This is a genomic window from Mucilaginibacter gossypii (assembly GCF_017569325.2).
GTDB lineage: Bacteria > Bacteroidota > Bacteroidia > Sphingobacteriales > Sphingobacteriaceae > Mucilaginibacter > Mucilaginibacter gossypii.
Genome location: NZ_CP071878.2, coordinates 485,110 through 510,025, shown reverse-complemented (window position 1 = coordinate 510,025; position 24,916 = coordinate 485,110). Strand labels below are relative to the sequence as shown.

Sequence of the window (24,916 nt, the reverse complement as noted above, 5' to 3'; positions counted from 1 at the left end):
TCTTATACGCTCACTCCCATCCCCTGTTTTTAGAAATGCAGCGGTGGAAGCCCCTCCGGCAACACCAGCAGAGGTATTTCAATATGATGCGAAAGTTTTTTAGTATAACTGATACCAAACAGACGCTCAAGGGGATTAACTTTACGGTGTACCATCACCAGCATATCAATCACTCCGTGTTCGCTGAGCCAATCGAGCCCGCGCATTATACCCGTACCTTTAATGTGCCTGTAATAAATTTCAGGATAGTTGGCTTTACAGGTTACTTCATTTAAAAAAGCTTCTACCTCCTGTTTTTCATCACCTGTTTCATATTTCTCGTCGGTTACATGGGCTATCAGTAGCTCTGCATTAAAATAGCGTGCCAGGCTTGCCACCGAATGGATCATTTCTATATCACTGTTGTTCAAATCGGTAGCGAAAGCTATTTTGGTTACAGGGTGATATTTTGCTTGCGATGGTATGAGTAAAACCGGGAAGGCGGCATCGCTGATCATATCCTGTGTGTTGCTGCCTAAAAAAAATCTGCTCATAGCTCCTGCTCCCGACATGCCCATAACAACCATTACGCTTTTTTCTTCATCTATTTTGCCTGTTACTACATCAATTACCTCGCCTACGTCACAACAGGTATTAATAACACTATGGCCCGCACCCGCTTTGGCGTAAGGAGTTTCCTGTTGTAAGGTTACAGAAAGTTGTTCCAATTCCTTATCTGCATCTGCTTTGAGCGATGTATAATCCTCTAAAGGCCAGGCTACCTGCGCTGCCATAGGCGTTTCTGAAGGTATTTTAATGGCATGACATAATATCAAGCCCGCTTTTATATTTTGCGCAAGGTTTATAGCATAGCTCGCGGCGTTTTTTGCAGGTTCCGAAAAATCGGTGGGTACTAAAATAGTTTTCATGCTTAAAGGATTGATTAATTGATATGATTAATGTTTTCTATGATTTCGTTCGATATTGTATAGCTGGCTCTCAACTTGGTTATCAAGGTTATATATGCCGTAATATTTAACCAGCTGCCCGTCAATAATAGCCGCTGTATAACCATCATTTTTTGCAGGTTTATTCTAAAAACAACAGGTATTTTATCGCTTTCAAGTGTTTTCATAACATCGTTCCTGACGATGTAAAGTTGCAGCGCAGCGGGTGTTAAAATAGTGACGATTGTCATTTATCAATCTGATTGTCAACATCTATAAAACAACATCTAACCCCAAAAACCAATAACAAAAAACTATTTGCCGCGTAAAAAACTTATACCGCATTGTGAACTTGAGGACACGGGCAAGTACCGCGAAAAATCATTACTGCCGGTATAGTAAATATAACCTGGAGATATTTTAACCAATGCGCGAGTGATTTCAATCAACGAATAAAGAAATACAGATCATTTTATCAGAGTCCTTTCCGCGCTTCTTTTGCCCGCAAACTAAAAACCGCAAAAAGCGTATTATATGATCATTTACAAAAGCTTCACTTTCGATTCTGCACATTTTTTACCCAACGTTCCGCCGCACCACAAATGCAGGAACATACATGGTCATACCTACCATTTAACAGTTTATTTTAAAGGCGAGGTAACAACACCCGAAGGATGGGTGCTTGACTTCGCCCTGATCAAAAACGCGGTTAAACCAATAGTTGACCAGTTGGACCATACCATTCTGAACGAAGTCCCTGGTTTGGAAAACCCCACGGCCGAAAACCTGGCCATATGGATCTGGAAAAGCATAACCGACAAATTGGATGGGCTTAATAAAATTGAATTGAAAGAAACGCCGACATCCGGGGTCATTTATGAAGGAAAATAGCGTAGTTATCTTTCCCATTTTTTTAGATCTCCGTGCAGTTTCCCCAGTTGAATGCCCCATATCACCACAGCAGGTGATTTTGATCACTATTTAAGCCGCTAAATTCCGCAAGCTTTGTATTAATAAAAAAATCATTAGTCATAAGCCATTGAAAATATGATACCTAAAAAAATGAAAGCCGCCGTAGTGCACGAATTTGGCCAGCCTTTGCAAATAGAAGAAATGCCGGTTCGCGAGCCGGGCCAACATGAAATACTGGTTAAAGTAATAGCCAGTGGTGTTTGCCATACCGACCTGCACGCGGCAGACGGCGACTGGCCGGTTAAACCCAAAATGCCACTGATCCCCGGCCATGAGGCTATTGGTTATGTAGTAGCGCTTGGTCCTGATGTTAAAGGCCTGAAGGAAGGTGATATTGTAGGTGTACCCTGGCTGTACAGCGCCTGCGGATGCTGCGAGTTTTGTATTACCGGTTGGGAAACCTTATGTAACGACCAGCGAAATGGCGGCTATAGCGTTGACGGCGGTTATGCGGAATATGTAGTGGCCGATTCCCGTTATGTTGGGCATTTCCCGGCAGGCTCGGATTGTACCGCGATGGCACCGATCATTTGCGCGGGTGTTACCGTTTACAAAGGCCTTAAAGAAACGGAAACCAAACCCGGAGAATGGGTAGCTATTTCCGGCATAGGTGGCCTTGGGCACTTGGCTGTACAATATGCCAAAGCCATGGGCATGCATGTTGCGGCTATTGATGTTGACGATACAAAACTGGAATTAGCTAAAAACCTTGGCGCCGAGCTGATCGTTAATGCCAAAACTACCGACCCCGGCGCGTTTTTACAAAAAGAAACAGGCGGTATGCACGGCGTGTTGGTTACCGCTGTATCACCCATCGCGTTTAAACAAGGTATATCCGCGTTAAGAAGAAAAGGGACTATCGCGCTGAATGGATTGCCACCCGGCAGCTTTGATCTTCCCATATTTAAAACCGTGCTAAACCGCTATACCGTCAGGGGATCAATTGTAGGCACTCGTAAAGACCTGCAGGAAGCCATCGAGTTCGCCGTGGAAGGAAAAGTTAAAGCCACCATACATACCGCAAAATTAGAGGAAATAAATACAGTTTTGGCCGACCTGAAAAATGGTAAGGTAGATGGCCGGATTGTACTTGAAATAGCTACACCCTAATCTGCAAATAACAAAAACTTTTACGGCAGGCCGGGCCAAACTGCTCATTGACGCAATATACAGTGCCTAAGCGCCTACTCAAACTAATTTACTTTAAAAAGATCCGCTCGCTGGGCGGGTCTTTTTTATTGCGGGCATCGGTATTATGCTCGCTTCCGGGTCGCCATTCCAGTGATAAACCGGGTAAACGCGAAATGATAAGTATCATGAGAACAACTGTTTCCTGTCAGGCAAAGTCTATCACCTGCGGGATACATTTGACCCATAATTTAATACAAATCATTATGAAAAAGATTTTCTTTACTACTTTGATCTTATTTTTATTAAGCGGGATAACTGCTTTCGCTCAGCAAAAAAATGAATGGAATATCCGCCTCAGGGCAATTGGGGTTATCCCCCAGGAAAGCGCGACGATAGGCGTTATCGGCGGAGACATAAACATTTCCAATACTGTTGTTCCCGAGCTCGATTTTACCTACTTTTTTGCCAAAAACTTTTCTGCAGAATTAATCCTGGCGACAACAAAACACCAGGTAAAAACAAAAGGCTCCAACCTGAGTGCTATTGGTGCCGGCTCTTCGGCCGATGTTGATCTCGGTAAAGTATGGTTGCTTCCGCCTACGCTTACTTTGCAATATCATTTGCCCACAGGTACCCTTTTTAAACCCTATATCGGCGCGGGGCTTAACTACACTATTTTTTACAATGCCGATAAAGGTTCAACCGTAGGCGGTATTGATTACAACAACAGTTTTGCTTTTGCAACTCAGTTGGGTGCTGATTTCGATATCAGTAAAAAAGTATTCTTGAATATTGATCTGAAGAAAATATTTCTCTCTACCAATGTAAAGGTTGATGCATCCAATCTAACGCCCGCGGATAAACCCCAACTTGCGCCTGTTTTGAAAAACATACCGGCTGATGTAAAGATCAGGCCCTGGATAATCGGCGTAGGTATGGGTTACCGTTTTTAATCCACTTGCTGCAAAAACGCCCCGTGGAAACCTGGAGTACGAAGACTGCACCCAATCAGGAAAAAAATACGATTTCACGAAATTAAGAGCAGAACAAGCGTTTCAATATTATATCGCCCAGTCATCGCTGTCTGTTTTGTTTATACGAAAAAGAATGCCCGATATCCAAAGCAAGGCGCCGGTGAGCAATAATTTCCGATTCATTTCGGGCAAGCGGTGACCTGGGCTGGTTAACCATAAAAACAATTCTGTCAATAACACCAGTATCGTGAGCATGCCGATGAGCATTTCACTCCATTGTTGCCTGTCCATATCCGTTAAATTCTGTGAGGTTTTTCTGCCGGAAGATACCCCGGACAATCAATTTGATATTGCAGGTTAGCTCCTCAAGTGTACAGGATATCGACTTGATTTTTACCGGGATTTCATCCGTCGTTTCCATCAGGTCGATATGCAGTAAATCGGAGCTCAAAGGTTCCCTACCCTTAAAGCTGTCAAAAAGCAGGTCGGCGAAATTTCGGTCATTACCTAAAAAATACTGTCCATAACTATCAAATCCTACCGGTGTTCTAACACTCAGCAAAATATAAAACCCGAGTTCCATAGCTATAAATTAAGAGGCTCCTGCTTTAACAGGAGCCTCAATTAAAAAACTATCCCACTTATTTAATGTCAATTTGCCGGCGTATAGCCTTAGCTTCTTCGCGTTTAGCAATATCGATCTTCAGGACGCCGTCTGTATAAGACGCCTCAATATTTTCTGCGTTGGCGCTGTCGGGCAACGTAAACGAACGTACAAATGAACTGTAACTATACTCACGTTTACTGTAATTTTTTTGAACGTCGCTGCTTTCGTTTTGTCGTTCTACCGCAATGTGCAGCACATTGCGATCAAGGTTAATTTTGAAATCTTCTTTTTTCAGGCCGGGCGCAGCCAGTTCAACATGATAATGATCCTCGGTTTCGCTGATGTTAGCTGCGGGAACGCGCGCTACCAGGCGGTCATTGAAAAAAGAATCATTTAAGATTGATTCAAAAACATCATTAAATGACGGTAATAACGAACTGTTATTCTTTTTGTCGGCATTAAATTTAACCAATGTCATAGGTCTTCCTCCTTAAATAAATTAATGATTAAAACTTATATTAATTAAACCGGTTCATTCAATTCAAAGCTAATGCCAGTGGAATAAATACTTGAGATCACTGAAAAAATTTCACAAAAAATGCTTTTTTTTCAGTTCGACCTGACAAATATTCAATATACCATTGCTTTTAACATTCGCATTAAAACAAAGCAACAATGGTTGATATTTTCACGACGTATGCCGCTTTGTTTAAGCTAAAAAGCATTGGTAGAATTGCGGTAAATTAAAATTCTCTTCGTTCTTTGGACTTAAAACAATAGCTATTTTATTTTGGTTTAAACATTACGCAGCATGCCTGCTTTCGCACTCATCTTTTGTGGAACAGCATCGATTCCCGAAAATATTAACTATCCTGGTTGAAACATTGTTAAAAACGCGCCAGTACATTAAGCTGGTTTGCACAACAAAATCCGAGTTCAAGAAACGGCTATTTCGGGACAGCGAATGTCTGCATGAACGATGATTTAGTCCGATTCATTGATATGGCAATTGCTAAAGGATGGGTTGAGGCTGTAGTTTTACTAAAAATTAAAACCAAAAGCTATGACAACTAATAAGAACAAACTGGCTACCGCCATCATTATCGCAGTTGTTGCGGTACTTACACTTCCATCATCTGTCCTGGCTCAGCAAACCGTAGCAGGCCGCACAGAGTTACAGCGACATAACCTTAGTGTTCCCGGCCGTGAAATGGTACAGGTACGCGTAGATGTTGAAAAAGGAATGTCATTCCCGCAGCATACACATTTCGGCGAAGAAATTATTTATGTACTTGATGGATTACTGGAATACCAGGTAGCAGGCCAACAACCGGTAACACTTAAAGCCGGCGACGTTTTATTTATCCCTTACGGAACCGTGCATTCGGTGAAAAATGTAGGAACCACCAAAGCGAGTGAGCTTGCTACCTATATTGTTGAAAAAGATAAACCACTTGTTACACTGATCAAGTAAGGTTCATTATAGATTTTGGAAGTATCGATCCCCAACCTCATCAATAATCATTGCGATCAATACTTCCAAAATTGCTTCGGGCATAGCTTTATAAGCTTGATGTAAACCGGTAAGCTCCCGGCATCAAACGATAAATCGCTTTGTTTCCTTCAAACCTGATAAAGCTGATGCCTTTTGCCGCTGCCACAGGCTTACCGCCTTCTGTTATCCCTTTAACAGTACTTGCCGGAAGAAACAATGTAGCTGAGGTATTCGCCGGAACAGTTGCATCATAGGTTAATGTTTTACCTCTTACGGACCAGCTACTGTTTATGCGCCCATAAAGCGAATCATAAGATCCTTTAGCCCAGGTCATCCCCCCGGTCGGGTCGGGCTCAGGCTGCAAAATAAATTTCTTAAAACCAGGTTCATCACGCTGGATCCCGATGGAATAAGCAATCATCCATTGACCAACAGCACCAAATGAATAGTGGTTAAAAGAGTTCATGCTGTTATTACCGCCAAAGCCGTTTTCTACAGTATATCCGTTCAGCCTTTCCCATATAGTTGTAGCACCCTGGTCAATAGCATACAGCCATGACGGGTAATGCTCGTTCTGCAACATTTTATAAGCAAGGCCCGAGTGCCCATGATCTGAAAGCGCCTTACTGATACCCCCTGTGCCTACAAACCCGGTCATGAGGGAATAAGCCGGACGGACGATCCCCTGATCATCTTTATTCTCACGTTCAACCGCAGCCTCAAGGTTCTTTGCCATATAACTGACATTTTCGTCGCTGAATACACCAAGGGCCAAACCTGTTGCATAGGCGGTTTGTGTATCCGAAACTTTAAACTCTTTCTTGCCCGGCTCGCCGAACATCCCACCCCCAATAAGACCTACGGCTTTTTTATCAGCATTAACAAATGTTTTGTTGAAGAAAGCTTTTCGCTCTTCATATTTTTTCCTGAATTTCTCAGCATCATCTTTCTTTCCTAAAATGCCAGCCACCTTTGCCATAATGCCCAAATCATAAACATGATAAGCCGTAACCGGGAAAGCAGTGCCAAGCTGCATATACTGTGGCCCAAGCCAATCGCCCAGCACACCGTCCGTACTGAAGCCGGTTTTAGGATCAATAGTTGAGTCGATGTAATCCATATACCTGCACATGGCATCATAATGTTCGGCAAGTAATGATACATCATTATATTGCTGGTAAGTTTCCCAGGCCACGGTGATGCCTGCACTCCCCCAGATCACACCACCAAAGCCACCGCCAACTGGTGCTATATCGGTAAATCGCCCTTGCTCAGTTTGCAAATCACGCATGGCCAGCATATGCCTGCGCAGAAACTGATCGGCATTGGATACATAAGTTGCAGTACGCGAAAAAATACTGATATCGCCCGACCAGCCCATCCGCTCATTCCTTTGCGGGCAATCGGTTGGTATTGTGAGGAAGTTATCGATGTTTGACCACGTTAGGTTGGACCATAGTTTGTTCACCTTTGGATTGGAGGTAGTATAATTGGCAGTGAGTTTTTTTACGGAACTTATAACCAGGCCCTGTACATCCTCTAACGGCAGCGGTTTGTCAATGCCGGTAATTTCGATATATTGATAACCATGCGATGTAAAATGCGGTTGGATCACCTGATCGCCATCCTTCATGATATAAAGATCCTGACTCAGCGCTGCGCGGTAATTTTCGGTCATAATCATACCAACATTTTTACCAGACTCCTTCAGGTTTGGATACAGGATTTCGGCATAACGCAAGGTCAGTTTTTTTCCAGAGATACCATTTTTGATGCTGATCTTGGGCACACCTACAAAATTCTGTCCCATGTCATATACATAAACACCTTTTCTAACTTCCCTCACTCCTTTAGCAGTAAGGGTTTTATAAATTCCTGCCGATGTTCCGATCTGCCCGATCATCGAAATATGATCAAAATCCAGCGGGATCTTTTTCCCGAAATAGTCAACGTCATCCCCCGTATATGTTGTTCCTTTTAGAGATACTTCCTGCGCCTTTTGCCAGTTATGATCATCATAAGCTACCGTGTTCCAGTCTTTAACTGCAACTTCCTTTGTGGCATCGTCAACCTCGCCCATATCCAGGCTGCTGTAAACAACAGGACCATCGTTAAAATATTTCCAGTTTTTGTTATTGGTTTTGATCACCTCCTGCGAACCATCAGTATAAGTAATAACCAGCTTAGCTAACAAGGATTGCCTGTCGCCAAAATGGTTCCAGACCGAGCCGTAGCTCAACAAACCGCTCCACCAGCCTTCGCCGAGCATAGCACCAATAGCGTTTTTCCCTTTACTTACCATACCGGTTACATCGTAGGTTTGATAAAGATGAGTTTTGTTATATTGTGTAAGGCCGGGGTTGTAATAATCGGTACCCACCCGTTTACCGTTAAGATAGATTTCATAAATCCCCCTTGCCGTTACATAAAGCCTTGCCTGCGAAATACCTTTATCGGCATTAAAAACCGAGCGCAGCATAGGCATAGCGTTATGACTGGGATCGGCAAGGATAAATGCGCCCGCACTTCCGCCGTCTACCTCATATTTCCCATCTTTTATAACTAAACCGGATGAAGGAGTAATAACAGCTTCTTTAAAAATCCCTTTGTAATTATTTTCTTCGGGCTTTTCGCTGAATAAATTGTTGCGCGGCGACCTGAAATTGGAAACCGTCAGCTCAGAAAATTCGGCTTTCTGACCTTTATCTACAGAAAAACCTATCTCTCCAAGCATTCCAAAAGAGATTACATCACGGCGGCCAAGCGGATTAAGTGTTATCACGGCGTCGCGGTTTGCAGGCACAGGCTGGGCTATAGCAGTTGCATCTTTCTCATCGGCTAAAAATGTTTTATTATCATCAACAGTGAATGTAAGTGTACCAAGCTCATTATTGATCAATATGGAGTGTTGTTTGTTCTTATTACCGTTGCCAATCAGGTCGGTTTTTATTGGGAAGCTTTTAAATACTTTATCCAATGTATCTTTTTCCGAATACCCTGCTCTGTATACGTTGATCCGTGCATTGCCTCCCTGATCCAGCCCTGAAATATCCACCTCTACTTTAAAATAAGATTGGTTCTTTTTATTGGCAAGCTGAAAAATATTCCTGTTACTGTTCATCAGCCGTGGGTCATTAGCGGCAAAAATCAGGCTTGCCCTGGAGCTCCCCGGAGCGATAGCCACTTTATATTTCAGGTTATACAGCGGCAGGTAATGTGCATAAAGCACCAGGTCATTATCTCCTCCCCCTATCCATTGCGCGCCATCCCATGCCGACATTCCCGTGTCCATGAGCCCCGTTTCAAACCAGGAGCCCGAGGAAGAAACACCGCCTGCCTGATCCCAAACAGTTACCGTCCAGCTATAGCGGGTTGCGGCTTTAAGCGGCGAGCCTGCGTAAACCACAGCTAAGGCTGTTCCGCTTTTTATTCTGGTGCTATTCCATACCACTTTTCCCTGTGCATCTTTTACGATGATCTGATAAGCAACCTGGTTATAGCCTCTCGATCCTTCAGCGGCCAGCATTTGCCAGCTAAACCGGGGCAGTTTAACATCAATCCCAATAGGATGGTCAGTATATTCCACCTGTAGGTTAACTATCCGGGTCCCTTTTACAGCACCGTAAAGGTTAATTTGTATAAATGAAAATAACAGTAATAAAATCAGGATAGCCGGTTTAGCTATCGGGGCAGGATTTTTTGTCATAATTGGGTTACAGTAAAAATGATTGGTAAAGCAATATGCTAATAAAATGATACTTAACTGTCCTTTACTTACCCCGTTGATTGCAAATACTTTTTTATACGACTAAAAGCAGAATACGAAGCCTAAAGCTAATAAATTATCACGGCATCAACGCCTCACCGCCCAGGCCAAACCATCAGCCCCGCGAATATCAATATGCCCGGCCACTTCTAATTTATTGAGGTCGATCACTGCCACATAATTATCGCTAGTGCAGCCGATAAATGCACGCGATCCGTCATCGTCTACCAGAATGCCTGCTGCCCCATGGCCGGTATTTATACGTTTTATTTCCTGATGCGAAGTGGCATCAAAAATGAACAAGTCGCCGGTACGAAGACTGGTAATCAATACACGTTTGCCATCAGGCGTAAATTTAAGCCGGTTGGCACCTGCCACCTTTGCATCAATTGTGGCAGTTACCTTTTTGGCCGCGATATCGATGATCGAAATATTGCCATCCTCAGCACCTGCAGTCCATAATTCGCGCCCATTGGGTGATACATCAAAACCCTCAGAACCTTTAGCTACCGGGATAACAGTTTGCACCCAGTCATGGCGTGCCGGAGGTGCAAAACCGCCCGGAGGCCCCATTGGCTTCAGCAAACTATCCTCCAAAATGCTTACCGTTGCTGAAGATACATTTGTGGTGAACACCTTTTTCTCATCATCGATTACATAGATCATGTGCGTTCTATCCTGGCCTGTTCCCATGGCCCAGTCAAATTTGCCGGTTGCAGGATCATAGCGGCCAACAGCTTTAGCGCCTTCGGCCGAGAACCAAACTTTTCCTCCTGCAAATGTTAACCCATGTGGCCCCATCAATGGTTTGGTATCAATGGCGGGCAGCGCTTTTTGCGCCACAAGATCAATTACGCTCAGCTCGTGCAGGCTTCCTCCACCGTAGATGGAAACATAAGCCGTCTTTCCATCGGCTGAGGCTATAACTTCATGAGGATCGGATCCCACAGGAATACGCGCGATAACCTTTAAAGTCACCGGATTTATGATCGCCAAATTATGATCGCCTTTTGAAAGTGCAAGTAAAACCCGTGAGGGTGTGGCCTGCGCTGAACATTTGTTTGAAATAAAAACCATCGGAATCCATAATATGCTTACGACGAGTAATTTGACCATGTCAAATCTCATCGCTTTAAAATTGGGGGCGAATGCTGTTTTATTCATGCGGTTTACTAATTGAAGGGCGGTTTATAAGTCGTTTAAAAGTAACGAAGCCGATCATTAAGAGTGATCTCTCCTTAAAACAAATATACTGATCCCGGCTTTGCTATCTCCGCCAGTGGCAAACAAATCGACGAAGACCAGATTGTTACCCATCGCGGTTTGTTTTTAAAAGATTAACCATAGTAAAAACAAAATTTCTGGTAACATTATTATCAACCGGCATTGATTTTATGCATCACATAATTAACAATCACATCACAACGTGTAAGGTTAAATTCCAAAAGTTCTCCGGGCTGCCAATAACTATTTAACTCGGTGCGTAACATTTCTTTGGCCCGGTTCAATCTTATTTTAACATTAGACTCCCCTATTTCCAGCGCTTCCATTGTTTCATTAGTGGTCATTCCCTGTATCTCCCTCATTACAAATACCAACCTGTATTTTTCGGGGAGCGTTAATACCGCCTTTTCTAAAATAGCTTTTAATTCTTTGTTCATAAGATTATCTAAAGGTGTTTCAGGTTGGTGATCAATGCGAATATGTTCGGTAAGTGTTTTTTCTAATTGAGCTTTCCTCTTTTTGCGCAACAGGCTCTCGTTAATCAGGATCCGGATTAGCCAGGTGCTAAAACTCGATTGATGTTTGAAATTAGACAGCTGGCGATAGGCGTTCAGGTAGGCCGTTTGCATAATGTCTTCAGCCTCCTTATCGTCGTTAATGATGGACATGCTGATCCTATACAATCTTTCGTTGAATTTGCGCATTAGTTTTTCGTACAAATGCTTTTCGCCATTAACTACTCGTTTTACAATCTCCTCGTCACTCAAAGTATCTGTCATATGATCGGCAGGTGGATTCATAAAATATGATTTATATAATAGAGCACTGTAAAGCTAAAGGGTTACAGATTACCTCTAATTAAACTTTGTAACCCTTTGTTCAAAGGCAATCTCTAATGGATATTAATTCAAAATAATCATGGAAGATCAAACTAAAAACACTCAAACTCTTTTAAAGTTTACTTATGGTTTAGTGCCTGTTGTAGCGGGAGCCGACAAATTCACCAACCTATTGACTGATTGGTCACATTATCTCAATCCAACAATTAAAGCCATGCTTCCTTTTGGCGAACATGTATTTATGATGATTGTTGGCATAATTGAAATTGTGGCCGGAATATTAGTGCTTTTTAATCCTCAAAAAGGAGCTTATCTTGTTAGTGCCTGGTTAGTATTAATCGCACTTAGTTTATTGGCAAGCGGCAACTATTTAGATGTGGCTGTGCGTGATATTGTAATGGCCATCGGCGCCTTCTCATTAGCAAGACTATCTACTATAGCCAAAAATTAATATCATAAGCACTTTACAATTACTGTGTTGTACAATTATTTATAACGGGCCATAAAGGACATTACAATGCAAATCTGTCGGGTAAGACTTATATCCGACAGACTTATTTTTATGTTCACATTATTCAGTAAGGAGAACCATATTTCACATATTGCCAATCCAGTACCTGCTTCATATATTTATACATGCAGTCTTGTAAAATCAACTTATGAATCAGCCACATATAGCCGGCATTGCTCCATTCTTCATTGTACGCAATGTCACAACAGCAATATCCTTTTATCTGGAGAAACTCGGTTTTGATACCGTTTTCCAGGAGCCAGATCACGATCCGTTTTTTGCTATTGTACAGCGGGATGGGGCAATGATCTTCCTGAAATCTGTAAGCGGGGATCCGCTTCCGAACTACAAGCAAGCCCCGGATGCCCGGTGGGACGCATATGTTAGTGTACCTGAGCCGGATACGCTGGCCGCAGAGTTTATATCGCGCGGTGCTAGTTTCACTGTACCACTACAAAATACTCCTGATGGCTTGCGCGGCTTTGAATTGGAAGACGCTGACGGTTATATTTTATTTTTCGGTCATCCACGTTGATAGAGATAGTTACTAAACAGGTATACTTTTTGCAAAAGGTATAGCATGGATCAAAATTATTTACTGAACTCCATAGATGGGGTCGACGTTATCTTAATTCCCGGTTCAGGCAGTAGCGTCTGCGTTTTCGAACCGGAAACGCAAACCAGTGCGGGTTCGTCCCAACTATTGCGGGCGACAATACTGGATAAAGAACTGGTTTTTCAGCCCACAGGCAATAATATTATTTCAGAAGATGAGCTATTAAAAGTTATCCGCTGGTACAGTTACCGCAAAACTTTTTCCTGAAATATTGAGGCAATTTTTACATGCAAACAGCTTTTGCGCCCGCCCATAAGCTCAATTAGCGTATATAAACTTTCCCGAACCGGGGAAGAATTAACCCTGCCATGACGCTGCCTCGGCCAACCCTCGCTATCCATCTTCATTGTATTGATATTGTTACAGATAGGCTTTTACTAAAATGATCTCAACCCAATTGGAATCAGTAAAAACACCATTATTGCTTTGGGTCAATTTAAGCATTTCAAATTCCTGCCTGATCTCCAATTATTACTTTATTGGGGGGGAATAGATGATATAGAAGTATAAAAAAAGCCTCTCCCTGAATAGGGAAAGGCTTAAGAGCGAAAGACGAGATTCGAACTCGCGACCCCGACCTTGGCAAGGTCGTGCTCTACCAACTGAGCTACTTTCGCGTTGGTGGCCGCAAATATATAACTTCCACCAGGTGCTGGCAAAATATTTTTAAAAATTTCGCAAATTAAATTTAACACACTTTTAATCAAATATTTACACCTATCGCCAAACCTGTTATGGTTTGTAATTGATGTCCGTGTAAGAAACAGGCACTTAGAAAAGGGCAAAGAAAGTACTTAATTTATCCGTTTGGGTGTGTTTTATTTAAAGTCGTTTTCTAATATGTTGACAAACAGTTTTCAGCACTATCGCACCTAATTATTAAATTTGAAGATAATTTCCTGATCCGGGAATCGATAATATAGCAAGTGTATGGTGTTGGAGCCTTTTCATGAACTCGTCCTTAAATTTATTGAAAATACTAACCGGCCGATATTTTTAACAGGTAAGGCAGGTACCGGTAAAACCACTTTTCTCCGCTGGATCAGGGCAAACGTTACCAAAAACCTGGCGGTTGTAGCTCCTACCGCAGTGGCAGCTATTAACGCCGGTGGCGTAACCATTCATTCCTTTTTCCAGGTGCCTTTCGGGCCGCAAGTGCCTGTAACCGATCATAACAATCACAGCACCCTGCTCAGGCAGGTAAGTCTCGAAAAATCAAACATATTAAAGTGTCTCGACCTGCTTATTATTGATGAGATCAGTATGGTGCGGGCCGATACCCTTGATTACATTGATACCGTATTACGCCAGGTTAAAGGATCAGCACGCCCCTTCGGCGGTGTTCAGTTATTGATGATTGGCGACCTATTTCAATTGCCCCCGGTGTATGAAAAGGACTGGCCGGTGCTCAGAAATTTTTATAAAGGCCCTTATTTTTTCGATAGCGTCGCTTTTCAAAAATTCCCGGTGCTAACTTTTGAGCTCACACAGGTTTACCGGCAAAAAGACCCGGTGTTTGTGGAGATATTGAATAGCATCAGGAACGGCTATGCAGACAGCGAAATGCTCGACAAACTGAATGCGCATTATAACCCTAATCTGAATGCCAACTGGCTTAAAGATTATGTAACCCTATCAACCCATAACCAACTGGTTAATGAAATTAACCAGCAGCGTTTAACGGAACTTGACGGCGAAGCACATACTTTTAAAGCCACCATAACCGGCGATTTCCCGAAAGAGGCCTACCCTGCCGAAGAGGAACTGGTGTTGAAAGTTGGCGCGCAGGTAATGTTTATTAAAAATGACAGCTCGGGCAAAAAGCAATATTATAACGGCCGAACAGGGCGTATCGCTGCTATGGGGCCAGGCAACATCCGTTTAACTTTTCTTGATGACGACTCTGAGTTTGAAGTGATCCCCGAAACCTGGCAAAACGTAAAATATGCATTGGCCGAAAATGAGCAGAAAGTAAATGAACAAAATAACGGTTCGTTTAGCCAATATCCGCTTAGGCTGGCCTGGGCCATCACCATACACAAAAGCCAGGGACTTACATTTGAAAAAGCGGTTATTGATGTCGACGCCGCCTTTGCTTTCGGGCAAGCTTATGTTGCGCTAAGCCGTTGCCGTTCGCTTGAGGGCATGATCCTGAAATCGCCGGTACGCCCCGAAAATATCCGCACCGATCCAGAGATCATCAGCTTTATGCAAAATGCAGCTATCTCCATACCCGATGAAAATCTGCTGGAAAGTACTACCCGGCAAATAGCCCTGGAAGAAATGAAGGATATCTTTGATTTTTCGATGCTTACAGGTGCATGGAGGCAACTTAAAGCCATCATGCTAAACGGCGCGATTAAAAATAGCCCCTTATCCGAAACCATCAACAAAACTGACCATAGCTGGGAAACTGAAATTAAAACCATCGGCGACCGTTTTATCAGGAAGGAACTGGGCGCTTTACCTGATGATCAGCTTATCTGGAACAATGCACCGTTTATAAGCAGACTCAAAAACGCTGCCAGCTATTTTCTGCCTAAATTGAATGTTTTTTCAGAAGCTATTAACAGTTTTTACACCGCTGTAAATAATACCAACCCTCCTGCCGAGTTTTACGACAGTTTAAATCATTTATTAGTTAATCTGAAAGCAAAAACGGCGGCATTTGTACGCCTGCCCATTGCCACATCGGGTAGAGATGTTTTATCATCAGTACAGGAGGCCGGGATGAGTTACAAACCTGTATACAAAAACTGGAACCCTAAAGCGCTGCCAAAAGAGAAAGAAATTGCTAATCCCGAACTATACAAGCAATTACTCAACTGGCGTAAAGAAACCAGCCTCGAACGTAAAATCCCCGAACATACGCTGGTGTCTGAAAATATGCTGCGCGATATCACTGCTAAGCTACCAAGGTCATTAAACCAGCTTTCACAGTTAAAAAGTTTCGGTGATGCAAAAGCAACAGACTTAGGCGAACCCATTTTAAAAATGATCAGGAGTTATTTAGGCGAAAATGACCTGTTTTCTTAAGCCGGATATTTAAAACCTCGGAATTTCCGGGCCGTTATATGGATTTTCGAGAGCATTCTTGATCCTCATTAACTGGTATTGGTGACGCCAATTATCAGGATAGTTTTTCATGTTTTTCAATAATTGCTTAACAAAATCGGCAACATGGAGCTGAGTTGTAGCGCGATCTAACCTTAATTCCTGGGGTAATGTAACATTAGTAAAGTATTCACTCAATTCTTCGTAGCTCATGGTGCAAAAGTAAAAAAAGCCCGGCATTTTCATACCAGGCTCTTAAGCTTAAATAAAAAGCTGAAAGCACAAAGCTCAATGCTAATATCTCTTAGCTGTTTAAAACACATAGAACAAACTGGCCTGAACGTTATTATTTTTAAAATCGTTGTTGATATTGGAGATATTAAAGTTGCCTACCTTTGAAAGGCCGTAAACATATCTTACACCAATACCAAGGCCCAGTTTTGACTGGTATCCAATACCTCCGGCCGCTGCCAGGTCCAGTTTTTTAGCAAAATCACTAGCACTTAACCCCGAAACATCTTCTTTAGCTTTCATACCTACCAGCGGGCCTGCTTCAATATAGACGCCTGAGTTAGCACGGTATTTCAATAAAAAGGGAACTGAAATATAGGATAGCTTGAGGTTTTGATTGCCAAGGGAGCCGCCTTTAATTTTTGCACCCTGCGATGAAAATAGAAATTCCTCCTGCACCAGGAAATTATCAGTGAACTTAAATGCAACAGTAGCGCCCGCATGAAAGCCAACCAACGGATCGGTAGGGAAACTGGCATTGGTAAAATTGCTATAGTTGGCGCCTGCTTTAAGCCCAAATTCCAGGCGCGAAAGGATGCCCTGACTGAAACCTTTAGTTGATACCAGGATTAAACAAGTTAAAATGAAGAGTAGCTTTTTCATAAATTTTAATTTCAATCTTTGAGATAATGTTACTGCCCGAAAGCGTATTTGTTATTGTATAGCGCAAAAGTGGGCCTATGCTGTGGCCTATAGAAGGAAAAGGTAACCGAAGCGGGCAAAGTGGCACCGGAAGCGGAAAAAATGGGCAGATGCGTTACAGCTATTAAGCTTAAAGCGGAAGGCTCAAAGCTTAAAGCCAGTAGATTATTTAACAGGATGTATGTACACAGATCTATCAGGCTTTTGCCAGCCATGCAAGAAACTGGGATGCCTTGCCTTTACTTACCACAATTCTTTCGCTGAATGCGATATTGAGGTTGAGAGAAAGTTTACGCGAGAAAAAGCTGGAAACATCAGCAATAGCCTTCCTGCTCACCAAAAACTGGCGGTTAGCTCTGAAAAAATAACTTCCGCATGTCTTTTCCAACTCATCCAAATTTTTGTTAGGGTAAAATATCTTACCTGAAAAAGTTACCAAATGTGAAACTTCATTTGAAAGATGGATCAACGCTATATCATCTAATTTTATCGGGATGATCTTATCCTGGTGATAAACCAATACAGAAGAAGGTCTGGTGGTTTCTTTTTTAGTCAGCAATTCCATAAGCGCCTCATATTGCGGTGGCTGATGCGTTTGAAATACTTTTTTCAACTGCCCATAGCGTTCAAGTGCCAGTTGAAGCGTTTTTGTTGTAAAGGGTTTTAATATGTAATCTATTCCGTTTGCTTTAAACGCATCCAGCGCATATTCATCGTATGCGGTACAAAAAATCACAGGGACATCAATCGATATCGTGGCAAAGATTTCGAAACTTAACCCGTCGCCCAGTTGAATATCACTGAATATGAGATCAGCTTTATTACTTCCCGAAAAATAGGTAACGGCTTCCTTTACAGAATGAAGCTGTACTACGGTTACCGGCTCGCTAATCAGTTGTTTTATACTTAGTTCAAGGTCATCGGCAACTAACGGCTCATCCTCTATGATCGCTATATTCATTATTCAATAATCTGATGCTTACAGAAAATGTGTCTTTATTTTCGCTGATAATAACTTCATCACCTGATAACAGGCTATACCGCTCGGCAAGGTTGGCCAGCCCATGATGGGTTGAAGTTACGTTAAGATTTTTCTTTTTAAGGGTATTGGATACCACTATCCTATCATCCGAACAAAAAATGTTTACCACAAGCGGCGACTGTTGGGTTAGCTCATTATGTTTAAGCGCGTTTTCAAGAAGCGGTTGTAATGAAAAAGACGGCAGGTAGCGGTCGTTTAAAATATCAATGGGCAAATCAATAACGCAATTTAATGCCGAACCAAACCTGATCTTTTGCATCTCCAAATAGTCAAGCAGTAGTGCCAGCTCATCCGCAAGGCTCGAAGTTTTCGCAGCATGATTATAAACTGAGGCCCGGAGAAAATTAGCCAGATGAACAATATAATTATCGCCCGCAACAGGATCTTTGCGGTACAGTGCTTTGAGTGTGTTAAGTGCGTTAAACAGGAAGTGTGGGTGGATCTGTTGTTTTAAAAGAAGGTTTGTAGCCTCGGCATGAGCGGCTTTGATCTGGGAAAGCTCAAGATCGGCATGGGATTTATCGGCCTGCAAGATCACAAAGTCCTGCAACAGGATAATCATTGTATTTACAAGGATACCGGAAATAAAGAAAATAACCAGGAAAAACGGAAAAGGGAATGACCTACTTTTATGTTCAAAATAATCAAACGCAGGTGCCAGCATCAGGTATATAGTGGCGCTGGCAGCATAAGTAAAAAGATAACGGTAGCGCCTGAGTGCTTTTCCCCTGATGCCGTGCTTACGGGCCAATAAAATCAGGATCCTGACATTTACAAATGCTACCAAACCTATTCCCAGCGCGGTCATGCCCATATAAAATACCTTGTATATAGGTATCTCGTCCAGCAAAAAAATAAAGTACAGCGATATGATCGCGGTAAAAGTGAATACAAGCAGCCAGTTAAGCCGGATGAGGCTTTTAATTGGTAATGGAGACGGCATATTACTCAAAGATAATTAATAGGCATAAGCGCCGTATCAATTTGCTGCCGAAGCGGACAAAAAGGAACCTAAATGAACATTAAATAGGTTTAACAGAAATATAAGTCAAATGCAAAAGGCTTCATATTATCCTCATTTATGATGCGTATCTTTGTTTAACATTATTTAACTATCATTCGCTTGGAGTTTCGGGTTTGCTTTCTTTTATTTATAAGCGTAATGCTGGCATTGTTATCCCCAACTAAAATCCGCAGAGTTTTATTTATCTGCCTGTTTATCTTTATTTTACCATCGGCCCTGTTTGCACAAAATCTTTTTTTGCAAAAGGTTGAGATGTGCAATATCACCAATTACTGCATGGACTGCGGCGATCCAAAGGCCAGCTGCGATCAGCTTGCTATTGATTTTGTTTCTGCGAGGATCAATAACCGATACCTGTTAAAAGAAGCTACCGGTTCCATAACGTTCCAGGTTTTGGTGGATGAGCGGGGTTTTAGCTGCGTGCTTAGCCATAACGATGCAAGCAAAAGCGCCCTCACCAACGAGTTGATCACCTATCTGAACGGGTGCATCTGGAAGCCGGCCAAAGTAGATGGCAAACCGGTAGCCTCATCTGTAAATGTGATCTTTCGCTTTATAAGCGGCGGCGTTTATGGCCAGGTACAAAGGCTGGATCTTGCCGAAATGAAACCTCCGGGCGATCCAACCATTTACAATAAAACTTTCACCTACGCCAATCCATCATTAAAAAACTACGACTTTACGGTATGGACAAAATATAACTCGCCCCTGGTTGATAACATCGCCAAATCGGCTGCTATGGATCAATCAGATCTGTTATGGTATGCTACGGAAAAAGGGATGACCCGCTTTGAGGGAACAACGTTTATCCCGGTTAATGAATATAATTCGCCATTCCCGTCAGATGCTAACATAAAGGAAGTGACCATCGACAGGGATAATAATAAATGGGTTTATTACGATAATAAAATATTTATGTACGGCAGCGGTGGCTGGCAGTTATTTGATTTTAAGCAGTTTTTGGCAGGTGGGGTTAACCAGGTGCTGAACAGCCGCAATGGCGAATTACTTTTCACCACTCAAAACGGTCTTGTTGTAAAAAGGAAAGATAAAGTGGTAGTGATAAACAAAAAATCGATGCCTGAAATGCCCTCAAGCAATGTGCTTTTTGCTTATGTAGATAGCCAGAAACGGCTTTGGATAGGTACGTCAAAAGGAACCATCATGATTGATAAAAGCGTTATCACCTCATTTAACAGCCTTAACAACACTCCGCTGAAAAATGCCAGTATTTCGGGCGCGGTGGAGGATGAAAAAGGAAATGTTTACTTCTCACTGGTTGATTGTAATAAACAAACTGGTGAAAATGATAGTGATAAAGAAGGTATAGCAGTACTAAAGTTTAATGGTAACTGGCTGCATTATAATGATAAAAACTCGGGCATGCCTGCTAACCATGTTAATACCATGTTGTATGATAAGTTTGAGCATGTGTTGTGGCTGGGTACAGACGAATCGGGCATTGCCAGGTTTGACCTGAATAATGGGTGGGAAAATTACCACAACAACAATTCGCCGCTCCCTGGTTTTACTATTTACCAGATAGTTCAGGATTCAAAAGGCGTTATTTACGCCACTACTGCCAATGGCTTGTTAAGGATCAGAAAAAAGGCGGGAGCTTAAGATTAAGCAACTGTATATTATCAAAATGGTCTGAGGCTTATAAATAAGCCGTTTACGTTTGTTTGCTAATTGCCATCAGATTCCCTTTAGCGAATGTTAATGTGGCAGGCAATCAAACACAATCTAACCTTATCAAGTAAAGAATATAGCTCAATAGTCTCTATTGGGTCTTAAATTTACCTGGTAAGTTCATCCGTATTTAATTTGGCATATTCCTTTTCTTGTCCCCCCCCCCGTAATTGCCATCTTTTCCCCTTCCCTCAAACATCATTTACAATTAGTTTTGTTATGTAGCCGGTGTTTTTAAAACTAACTTTAAATAAAACTACCATCATGATGCTTCAAAATAAAAACGCGGTAATTTACGGTGCAGGCGGTTCATTAGGCGGTGCAGTTGCAAAGGCACTGGCCGGCGCAGGCGCGCGCGTATTTTTAACCGGGCCAAACCCCGGGTCAATTAAAAAGATATCCGATGAAATTATTTCTTCAGGGGGATTGGCTGAAATAGCAATTGTAGATGCATTTGACGAAAAAGCAATTGATCGGCATTTACAGCAAGTGGTAAGCAGCGCAGGGACGATTGATATCTCATATAACGCCGTTGGAGTTGATGTGGTGCAGAACGTACCGCTTATCGAAATATCGGCCGAAGATTTTGTAAAGCCGATTACGCTTACGATGCAAACCCGCTTCATGACGGCCATTGCAGCTGGCAAGATGATGATGAAACAAAAATCGGGGGTAATTTTATCGCTTACAGCTACGCCAGGAGGTATAGGCTATCCTCACACAGGTGGCTTTGGCCCTGCTTGCAGCGGTGTTGAAAGTTTTTCGCGCACACTGGCATCCGAATTGGGTGCTTACGGCATCCGCGTGGTTAATATCCGATCGGGAGGCTCGCCCGATTCGCGTGTGTTCAAAACCGCAATTGACACCATGCCCGATGTTATGGACCCTATCCTTAAAAAAATGGAAGCTGATACCATGCTCAAAAAACTACCCTTAATGGCCGATATTGCCAATACTGCGGTTTTTCTGGCATCGGATCTGGCTGGCCAGATTACAGGCGTTACCATTGATGTAACCGGAGGTACAACTGCAGCATTAAATTACAGAGTAAACAGGCTTGATTGAACGGGTTTAGGAAAGAAACGCATTTAATTGATCCCAAAAAAGACAAGCATAAAAATCAGGCCGGAGTGTTGCAGTTAATTACTTTCCGCCCATAAATCCTATCGATTTTGCCGGAACCTGTTTCGTTACTACGCCTTCAATGTAAAGCTGACCATCCTTAATTTTATAATCGAGGGTACGGTCATCAACTTTATAGTCATCATCGTGAAAAAGGTCCTTCAGTTTGCTCAGCAATTCTTTGCGATCAAACACTGGGCTGATACTTAATTGATCGTCAACCGGGGTAAGTATAATACCATCTGCCTTGTATGAAAATATTTTAGATTCCATTTGATAAAGATAGACTATTACCCCGAACATCAGCAAAGCAACTTCTTATGGTTTCCGCCGGTAAATCTTGTGCTTTGTAAAGCCTTTGCCGCTTTGATAAATCCCGTTTGCAGGTTGCGTTTGTTTAAGCTTATCAGCCGATGTATCGTTAAAACTATGGTCTGTTATTCTGCTATAGGCGACAGGAATCCATTCCAACTTTAGTTTACATGAGTTATCCATATCTATATTCAAATAAATATAAATTTACAAATCACGGATAAACTAATACAATACTTTATGCCAGTGCATCAGCAGCAAACTGCCTGCAAATTTTCACCTCCTTTACCGCATCTGATCCTTCAGGTATCTTGTACTCCAGCTCAATAGTGGCCGGGAATTTATAATGGTTATTTTTAAGGAGTTGCAGCACCTCTTTTATCGGGGTATCGCCCTGCCCCCAGGGCTGATTGGGACCGTCATGAAACTTACGGTCTTTGATGTGCATACTGGTTATACGGTCATGATATTTTTCAATAAAGGGAACGGGGCTGCTGCTGGTACCTGCCACATAATGGCCGATATCCAAATTAATTCCGTTATGCTTTGACTGGGCCAGGGCCGCGTCCCAAAGGGTTGGCGTGGCCTGGGTGTGGGCATGGTAGCCAACCATCATTTTATGTTTGGCGGCTATATCACCAAGGCGTTTGGTTTGAACCTCATCAGGCAACTCAACAGTTACATGATTTACACCCAAAGCTTTCCCTGCATTAAAGGCATAATCAATTTCGGCATCGCTGTTTTTAGTACCGAGGGCATTGGGTTTCCAGGCATAAATATTGACACCGGCATCATGGTACATCTTCCTGATCTCCTTAAATTTATCCATTGGCGCGGAGACGCGCCATTCGGCCATCTTTTTCCCAAATGCAGCCCAGTCTTCGCCAGCTTCATGTTTAGGGGCACCGGCGTACATTTCGGCGGCATCGCCCATAAGTTCAATGGCGTTAATATTACAGTCGATACAGTACCTCAGTAAATCTTCAATTGTGCCAGGCATGCTCCTGAATGAGTAGGTGATCACGCCTATTTGTACGCCATTGATAAGCGAGTTGGGTTTATCAACCCTGCCTGAAATCACGCCCGCAAATGATGATTTTGAAAATGCTAAAAGCCCCGCTGCGGCAAGTGCGCTGCTGCCAATAAACCTGCGCCTTGATAAGTTATGCTGCTTCATAAATTTTATAGGAAATACATTGGTTTACACCAAAGTTATCAATTAATTGATGCCTGCAAATTGTGTATTGAAAGTGTTACTAACAAAGTTAATTTGTAGCGTTTTGCCTGATATTAACGTAAAGTATTATAAACCTTATGGTATGAAAAAGCTGTTTTTATTTGGCATACTCGCTGTTTTGTCAGGCTGTAAAAAAGACGATACCCCTAATAATAATCAGTTGATTGGCAGGTGGGAGTACCGCGGCACCAGTTGTTACTGCGAGCCTCCCAAAGATCTTAATTCGATAAAGCCGGGCAACGGAAACATTATTGTTTTTACCGTCAGTACCTACAAACGATTTAAAAAAGACACCCTGATAAACAGCGGTACTTACCGTACCCGTAAATATGACAATGCACATGAGCAGATCATGTATGACAAAGATACCTCCAGCAACAGCATCACATTTTTCAGGATAGAAGGTAAAATACTCACTTTCTACGGAACAGTTCCCCTTGCTGCAGATGGACCCGAATCTCACTACGAGCGGTTATAATAACATGGTACAGGCCAGTGAAAGCACAGCTGGTACCCATCCGGATCAAGCAGATAAATGTCTTTCCAACCATAGCCTGTAATTTGAGGTTGTTTAAGGTGCATGTCCTTACCTAATAAATAGCTATATAGCATATCAATGTCGGGGTGGCTGAAATAAAATAAAGTATCGGCATGGGCAGAAACACGCCGCTCATCGGGGCCTGAAGGACGGCCTGGTTTTTCGTAGGCGGTGTTGAGCATCAGCTCTATACTATTGAGCTTGAGTAAAACCCAATCAACATCATCTCCTTCGCCAGAGGCTTGTACAACCTCAAAGCCCAGCACATTACGATAAGAATTTTAAAGCAACTGGCATATCAAAAACCTGGAGCAGAGGAGCCAATCCCTGCATTTGTTTTGTGAGAATTTTATTGCTAATAATTTCCTTCTAACAATTCCAACAAAAAGGTTCTGCAACTATTACTTTCCGAATTGAAACCATATATCACCATTAGGTAAATAAACATGAGTATGCCAAAGGGGGTAAATGATAGAAAATCCATATCATTAGCCTTTAATGCTTGAAGTGAACCGCCGAAACCCGCAATAATCAAAAATATCACTACACCGATCATCAAATGCGATATCGCGGCCTGCATAGCCATAGTTATATAAATAATGCTTCCGGACTCGCTTAATTCTATACGCCCTTTTATTATAGGAATAAACGAATTCCTACCAACAACTACGGGTTCAATTTTAAACTCACTAATATTTACATACCCTTTAAAAGGAGTGGGATACCTGTTGGTTAACTGTTCAAAGAAACTTCCTGTGAAAGGAGGGCTTACCTGTTCTGCCAACCTCGCCCTTATCTCATCCGGACTGAATGGGCTTATTATAGAGAACTTTTCGTATGGCCACCAATTCATAACTAATAGATAGTTACATTAAAAGTACCAATACTGTTCATCAAAACC

General features: G+C 42.4%; 26 protein-coding genes and 1 tRNA gene. 11 read left to right on the top strand and 16 right to left on the bottom strand.

Annotated elements, in window-relative coordinates; translation table 11 throughout:
• Positions 1–29 precede the first annotated feature (29 nt).
• Positions 30–908, bottom strand: coding sequence for a universal stress protein (locus tag J3L18_RS02390; protein ID WP_129570507.1), 879 nt, complete (start codon positions 906–908; stop codon positions 30–32).
• 552 nt (positions 909–1,460) lie between these two features.
• On the opposite strand from J3L18_RS02390, the gene queD reads away from it, so the two are divergent.
• From queD to J3L18_RS02375, 3 genes are all read left to right on the top strand, one after another.
• Positions 1,461–1,817, top strand: coding sequence for a 6-carboxytetrahydropterin synthase QueD (gene queD / locus J3L18_RS02385; protein ID WP_129570506.1), 357 nt, complete (start codon positions 1,461–1,463; stop codon positions 1,815–1,817).
• A gap of 156 nt (positions 1,818–1,973) precedes the next feature.
• The gene (adhP, locus tag J3L18_RS02380; RefSeq protein ID WP_129570505.1) at positions 1,974–3,008 is read left to right on the top strand and encodes an alcohol dehydrogenase AdhP; all 1,035 of its coding nucleotides are present in this window, start codon (positions 1,974–1,976) and stop codon (positions 3,006–3,008) included.
• 284 nt (positions 3,009–3,292) lie between these two features.
• Complete coding sequence (locus J3L18_RS02375) at positions 3,293–3,982, top strand: OmpW/AlkL family protein (RefSeq protein WP_129570504.1); 690 nt, start codon at positions 3,293–3,295, stop codon at positions 3,980–3,982.
• 108 nt (positions 3,983–4,090) lie between these two features.
• Here J3L18_RS02375 and J3L18_RS02370 read toward each other — a convergent pair whose 3' ends face one another.
• From J3L18_RS02370 to J3L18_RS02360, 3 genes are read right to left on the bottom strand one after another with little or no spacing between them, the layout of a single operon-like run.
• Positions 4,091–4,294: a hypothetical protein gene (locus J3L18_RS02370; RefSeq protein ID WP_129570503.1), complete on the bottom strand. Its 204-nt coding sequence runs from the start codon at positions 4,292–4,294 to the stop codon at positions 4,091–4,093.
• Positions 4,272–4,586 (bottom strand): hypothetical protein, encoded by a 315-nt coding sequence (locus tag J3L18_RS02365; RefSeq protein WP_129570502.1) that lies wholly within the window; start codon positions 4,584–4,586, stop codon positions 4,272–4,274. The genes J3L18_RS02370 and J3L18_RS02365 overlap by 23 nt, the downstream gene beginning before the upstream one ends.
• Before the next feature lie 58 nt (positions 4,587–4,644).
• Positions 4,645–5,088 carry an Hsp20/alpha crystallin family protein gene (locus J3L18_RS02360; protein ID WP_129570501.1) on the bottom strand — a complete coding sequence of 148 codons (444 nt, stop codon included), beginning with the start codon at positions 5,086–5,088 and terminating at the stop codon, positions 4,645–4,647.
• A gap of 585 nt (positions 5,089–5,673) precedes the next feature.
• Between J3L18_RS02360 and J3L18_RS02355 the strand changes: the two genes are divergently transcribed.
• Positions 5,674–6,084, top strand: coding sequence for a cupin domain-containing protein (locus J3L18_RS02355; protein ID WP_129570500.1), 411 nt, complete (start codon positions 5,674–5,676; stop codon positions 6,082–6,084).
• 88 nt (positions 6,085–6,172) lie between these two features.
• Here J3L18_RS02355 and J3L18_RS02350 read toward each other — a convergent pair whose 3' ends face one another.
• The 3 genes from J3L18_RS02350 to J3L18_RS02340 form a co-directional block, all read right to left on the bottom strand.
• Entirely contained in the window at positions 6,173–9,811 is a 3,639-nt protein-coding gene (locus tag J3L18_RS02350) for a family 78 glycoside hydrolase catalytic domain (RefSeq protein ID WP_129570499.1), read from the bottom strand.
• A gap of 147 nt (positions 9,812–9,958) precedes the next feature.
• Positions 9,959–11,035 (bottom strand): YncE family protein, encoded by a 1,077-nt coding sequence (locus tag J3L18_RS02345; protein WP_208102517.1) that lies wholly within the window; start codon positions 11,033–11,035, stop codon positions 9,959–9,961.
• A gap of 212 nt (positions 11,036–11,247) precedes the next feature.
• Positions 11,248–11,895, bottom strand: coding sequence for an RNA polymerase sigma factor (locus tag J3L18_RS02340; protein WP_129570498.1), 648 nt, complete (start codon positions 11,893–11,895; stop codon positions 11,248–11,250).
• A gap of 118 nt (positions 11,896–12,013) precedes the next feature.
• Here J3L18_RS02340 and J3L18_RS02335 point away from each other — a divergent pair, with 118 nt between their 5' ends.
• The 3 genes from J3L18_RS02335 to J3L18_RS02325 all read left to right on the top strand — a co-directional run bounded on the left by J3L18_RS02335 (position 12,014) and on the right by J3L18_RS02325 (position 13,268).
• The gene (locus J3L18_RS02335) at positions 12,014–12,385 is read left to right on the top strand and encodes a hypothetical protein (RefSeq protein WP_091170138.1); all 372 of its coding nucleotides are present in this window, start codon (positions 12,014–12,016) and stop codon (positions 12,383–12,385) included.
• Positions 12,386–12,593: 208 nt separating this feature from the next.
• Positions 12,594–12,980, top strand: a complete 387-nt coding sequence (locus tag J3L18_RS02330; protein ID WP_129570497.1) for a VOC family protein — start codon at positions 12,594–12,596, stop codon at positions 12,978–12,980.
• A 45-nt stretch (positions 12,981–13,025) separates the two neighbouring features.
• On the top strand, positions 13,026–13,268 hold the full coding sequence (locus J3L18_RS02325; protein ID WP_091170144.1) for a hypothetical protein: 243 nt from the start codon (positions 13,026–13,028) through the stop codon (positions 13,266–13,268).
• Between the two features lie 337 nt (positions 13,269–13,605).
• On the opposite strand, the gene J3L18_RS02320 is transcribed toward J3L18_RS02325, so the two are convergent.
• Positions 13,606–13,678: transfer RNA gene (locus tag J3L18_RS02320), tRNA-Gly, on the bottom strand.
• A 313-nt stretch (positions 13,679–13,991) separates the two neighbouring features.
• On the opposite strand from J3L18_RS02320, the gene J3L18_RS02315 reads away from it, so the two are divergent.
• Positions 13,992–16,097, top strand: a complete 2,106-nt coding sequence (locus tag J3L18_RS02315; protein WP_129570496.1) for an AAA family ATPase — start codon at positions 13,992–13,994, stop codon at positions 16,095–16,097.
• A gap of 9 nt (positions 16,098–16,106) precedes the next feature.
• Here the strand turns inward: J3L18_RS02315 and J3L18_RS02310 are convergent, their stop codons facing one another.
• The 4 genes from J3L18_RS02310 to J3L18_RS02295 all read right to left on the bottom strand — a co-directional run bounded on the left by J3L18_RS02310 (position 16,107) and on the right by J3L18_RS02295 (position 19,033).
• Entirely contained in the window at positions 16,107–16,328 is a 222-nt protein-coding gene (locus J3L18_RS02310) for a DUF6965 family protein (RefSeq protein ID WP_129570495.1), read from the bottom strand.
• A 99-nt stretch (positions 16,329–16,427) separates the two neighbouring features.
• Positions 16,428–17,009 (bottom strand): porin family protein, encoded by a 582-nt coding sequence (locus J3L18_RS02305; protein ID WP_129570494.1) that lies wholly within the window; start codon positions 17,007–17,009, stop codon positions 16,428–16,430.
• A 235-nt stretch (positions 17,010–17,244) separates the two neighbouring features.
• Complete coding sequence (locus J3L18_RS02300) at positions 17,245–18,009, bottom strand: LytR/AlgR family response regulator transcription factor (RefSeq protein WP_129570493.1); 765 nt, start codon at positions 18,007–18,009, stop codon at positions 17,245–17,247.
• Complete coding sequence (locus tag J3L18_RS02295; protein WP_129570492.1) at positions 17,984–19,033, bottom strand: sensor histidine kinase; 1,050 nt, start codon at positions 19,031–19,033, stop codon at positions 17,984–17,986. The genes J3L18_RS02300 and J3L18_RS02295 overlap by 26 nt, the downstream gene beginning before the upstream one ends.
• A gap of 219 nt (positions 19,034–19,252) precedes the next feature.
• Here J3L18_RS02295 and J3L18_RS02290 point away from each other — a divergent pair, with 219 nt between their 5' ends.
• Together J3L18_RS02290 and J3L18_RS02285 are read left to right on the top strand one after the other, a co-directional pair.
• Entirely contained in the window at positions 19,253–20,737 is a 1,485-nt protein-coding gene (locus J3L18_RS02290) for a ligand-binding sensor domain-containing protein (protein ID WP_129570491.1), read from the top strand.
• Between the two features lie 333 nt (positions 20,738–21,070).
• Positions 21,071–21,871 carry an SDR family NAD(P)-dependent oxidoreductase gene (locus J3L18_RS02285; RefSeq protein ID WP_129570490.1) on the top strand — a complete coding sequence of 267 codons (801 nt, stop codon included), beginning with the start codon at positions 21,071–21,073 and terminating at the stop codon, positions 21,869–21,871.
• A 78-nt stretch (positions 21,872–21,949) separates the two neighbouring features.
• Here the strand turns inward: J3L18_RS02285 and J3L18_RS02280 are convergent, their stop codons facing one another.
• Positions 21,950–22,201 carry a hypothetical protein gene (locus tag J3L18_RS02280; protein WP_091170165.1) on the bottom strand — a complete coding sequence of 84 codons (252 nt, stop codon included), beginning with the start codon at positions 22,199–22,201 and terminating at the stop codon, positions 21,950–21,952.
• 277 nt (positions 22,202–22,478) lie between these two features.
• A complete protein-coding gene (locus tag J3L18_RS02275) occupies positions 22,479–23,417 on the bottom strand; it encodes a sugar phosphate isomerase/epimerase family protein (protein WP_129570489.1) in 939 nt (312 codons plus the stop codon).
• 142 nt (positions 23,418–23,559) lie between these two features.
• Here J3L18_RS02275 and J3L18_RS02270 point away from each other — a divergent pair, with 142 nt between their 5' ends.
• Entirely contained in the window at positions 23,560–23,955 is a 396-nt protein-coding gene (locus J3L18_RS02270) for a hypothetical protein (protein ID WP_129570488.1), read from the top strand.
• Here the strand turns inward: J3L18_RS02270 and J3L18_RS02265 are convergent.
• On the bottom strand, positions 23,940–24,281 hold the full coding sequence (locus tag J3L18_RS02265; RefSeq protein WP_129570487.1) for a VOC family protein: 342 nt from the start codon (positions 24,279–24,281) through the stop codon (positions 23,940–23,942). The genes J3L18_RS02270 and J3L18_RS02265 overlap by 16 nt on opposite strands.
• An 89-nt stretch (positions 24,282–24,370) precedes the next feature.
• Positions 24,371–24,868 (bottom strand): hypothetical protein, encoded by a 498-nt coding sequence (locus J3L18_RS02260; RefSeq protein ID WP_129570486.1) that lies wholly within the window; start codon positions 24,866–24,868, stop codon positions 24,371–24,373.
• Between the last annotated feature and the right edge of the window lie 48 nt (positions 24,869–24,916).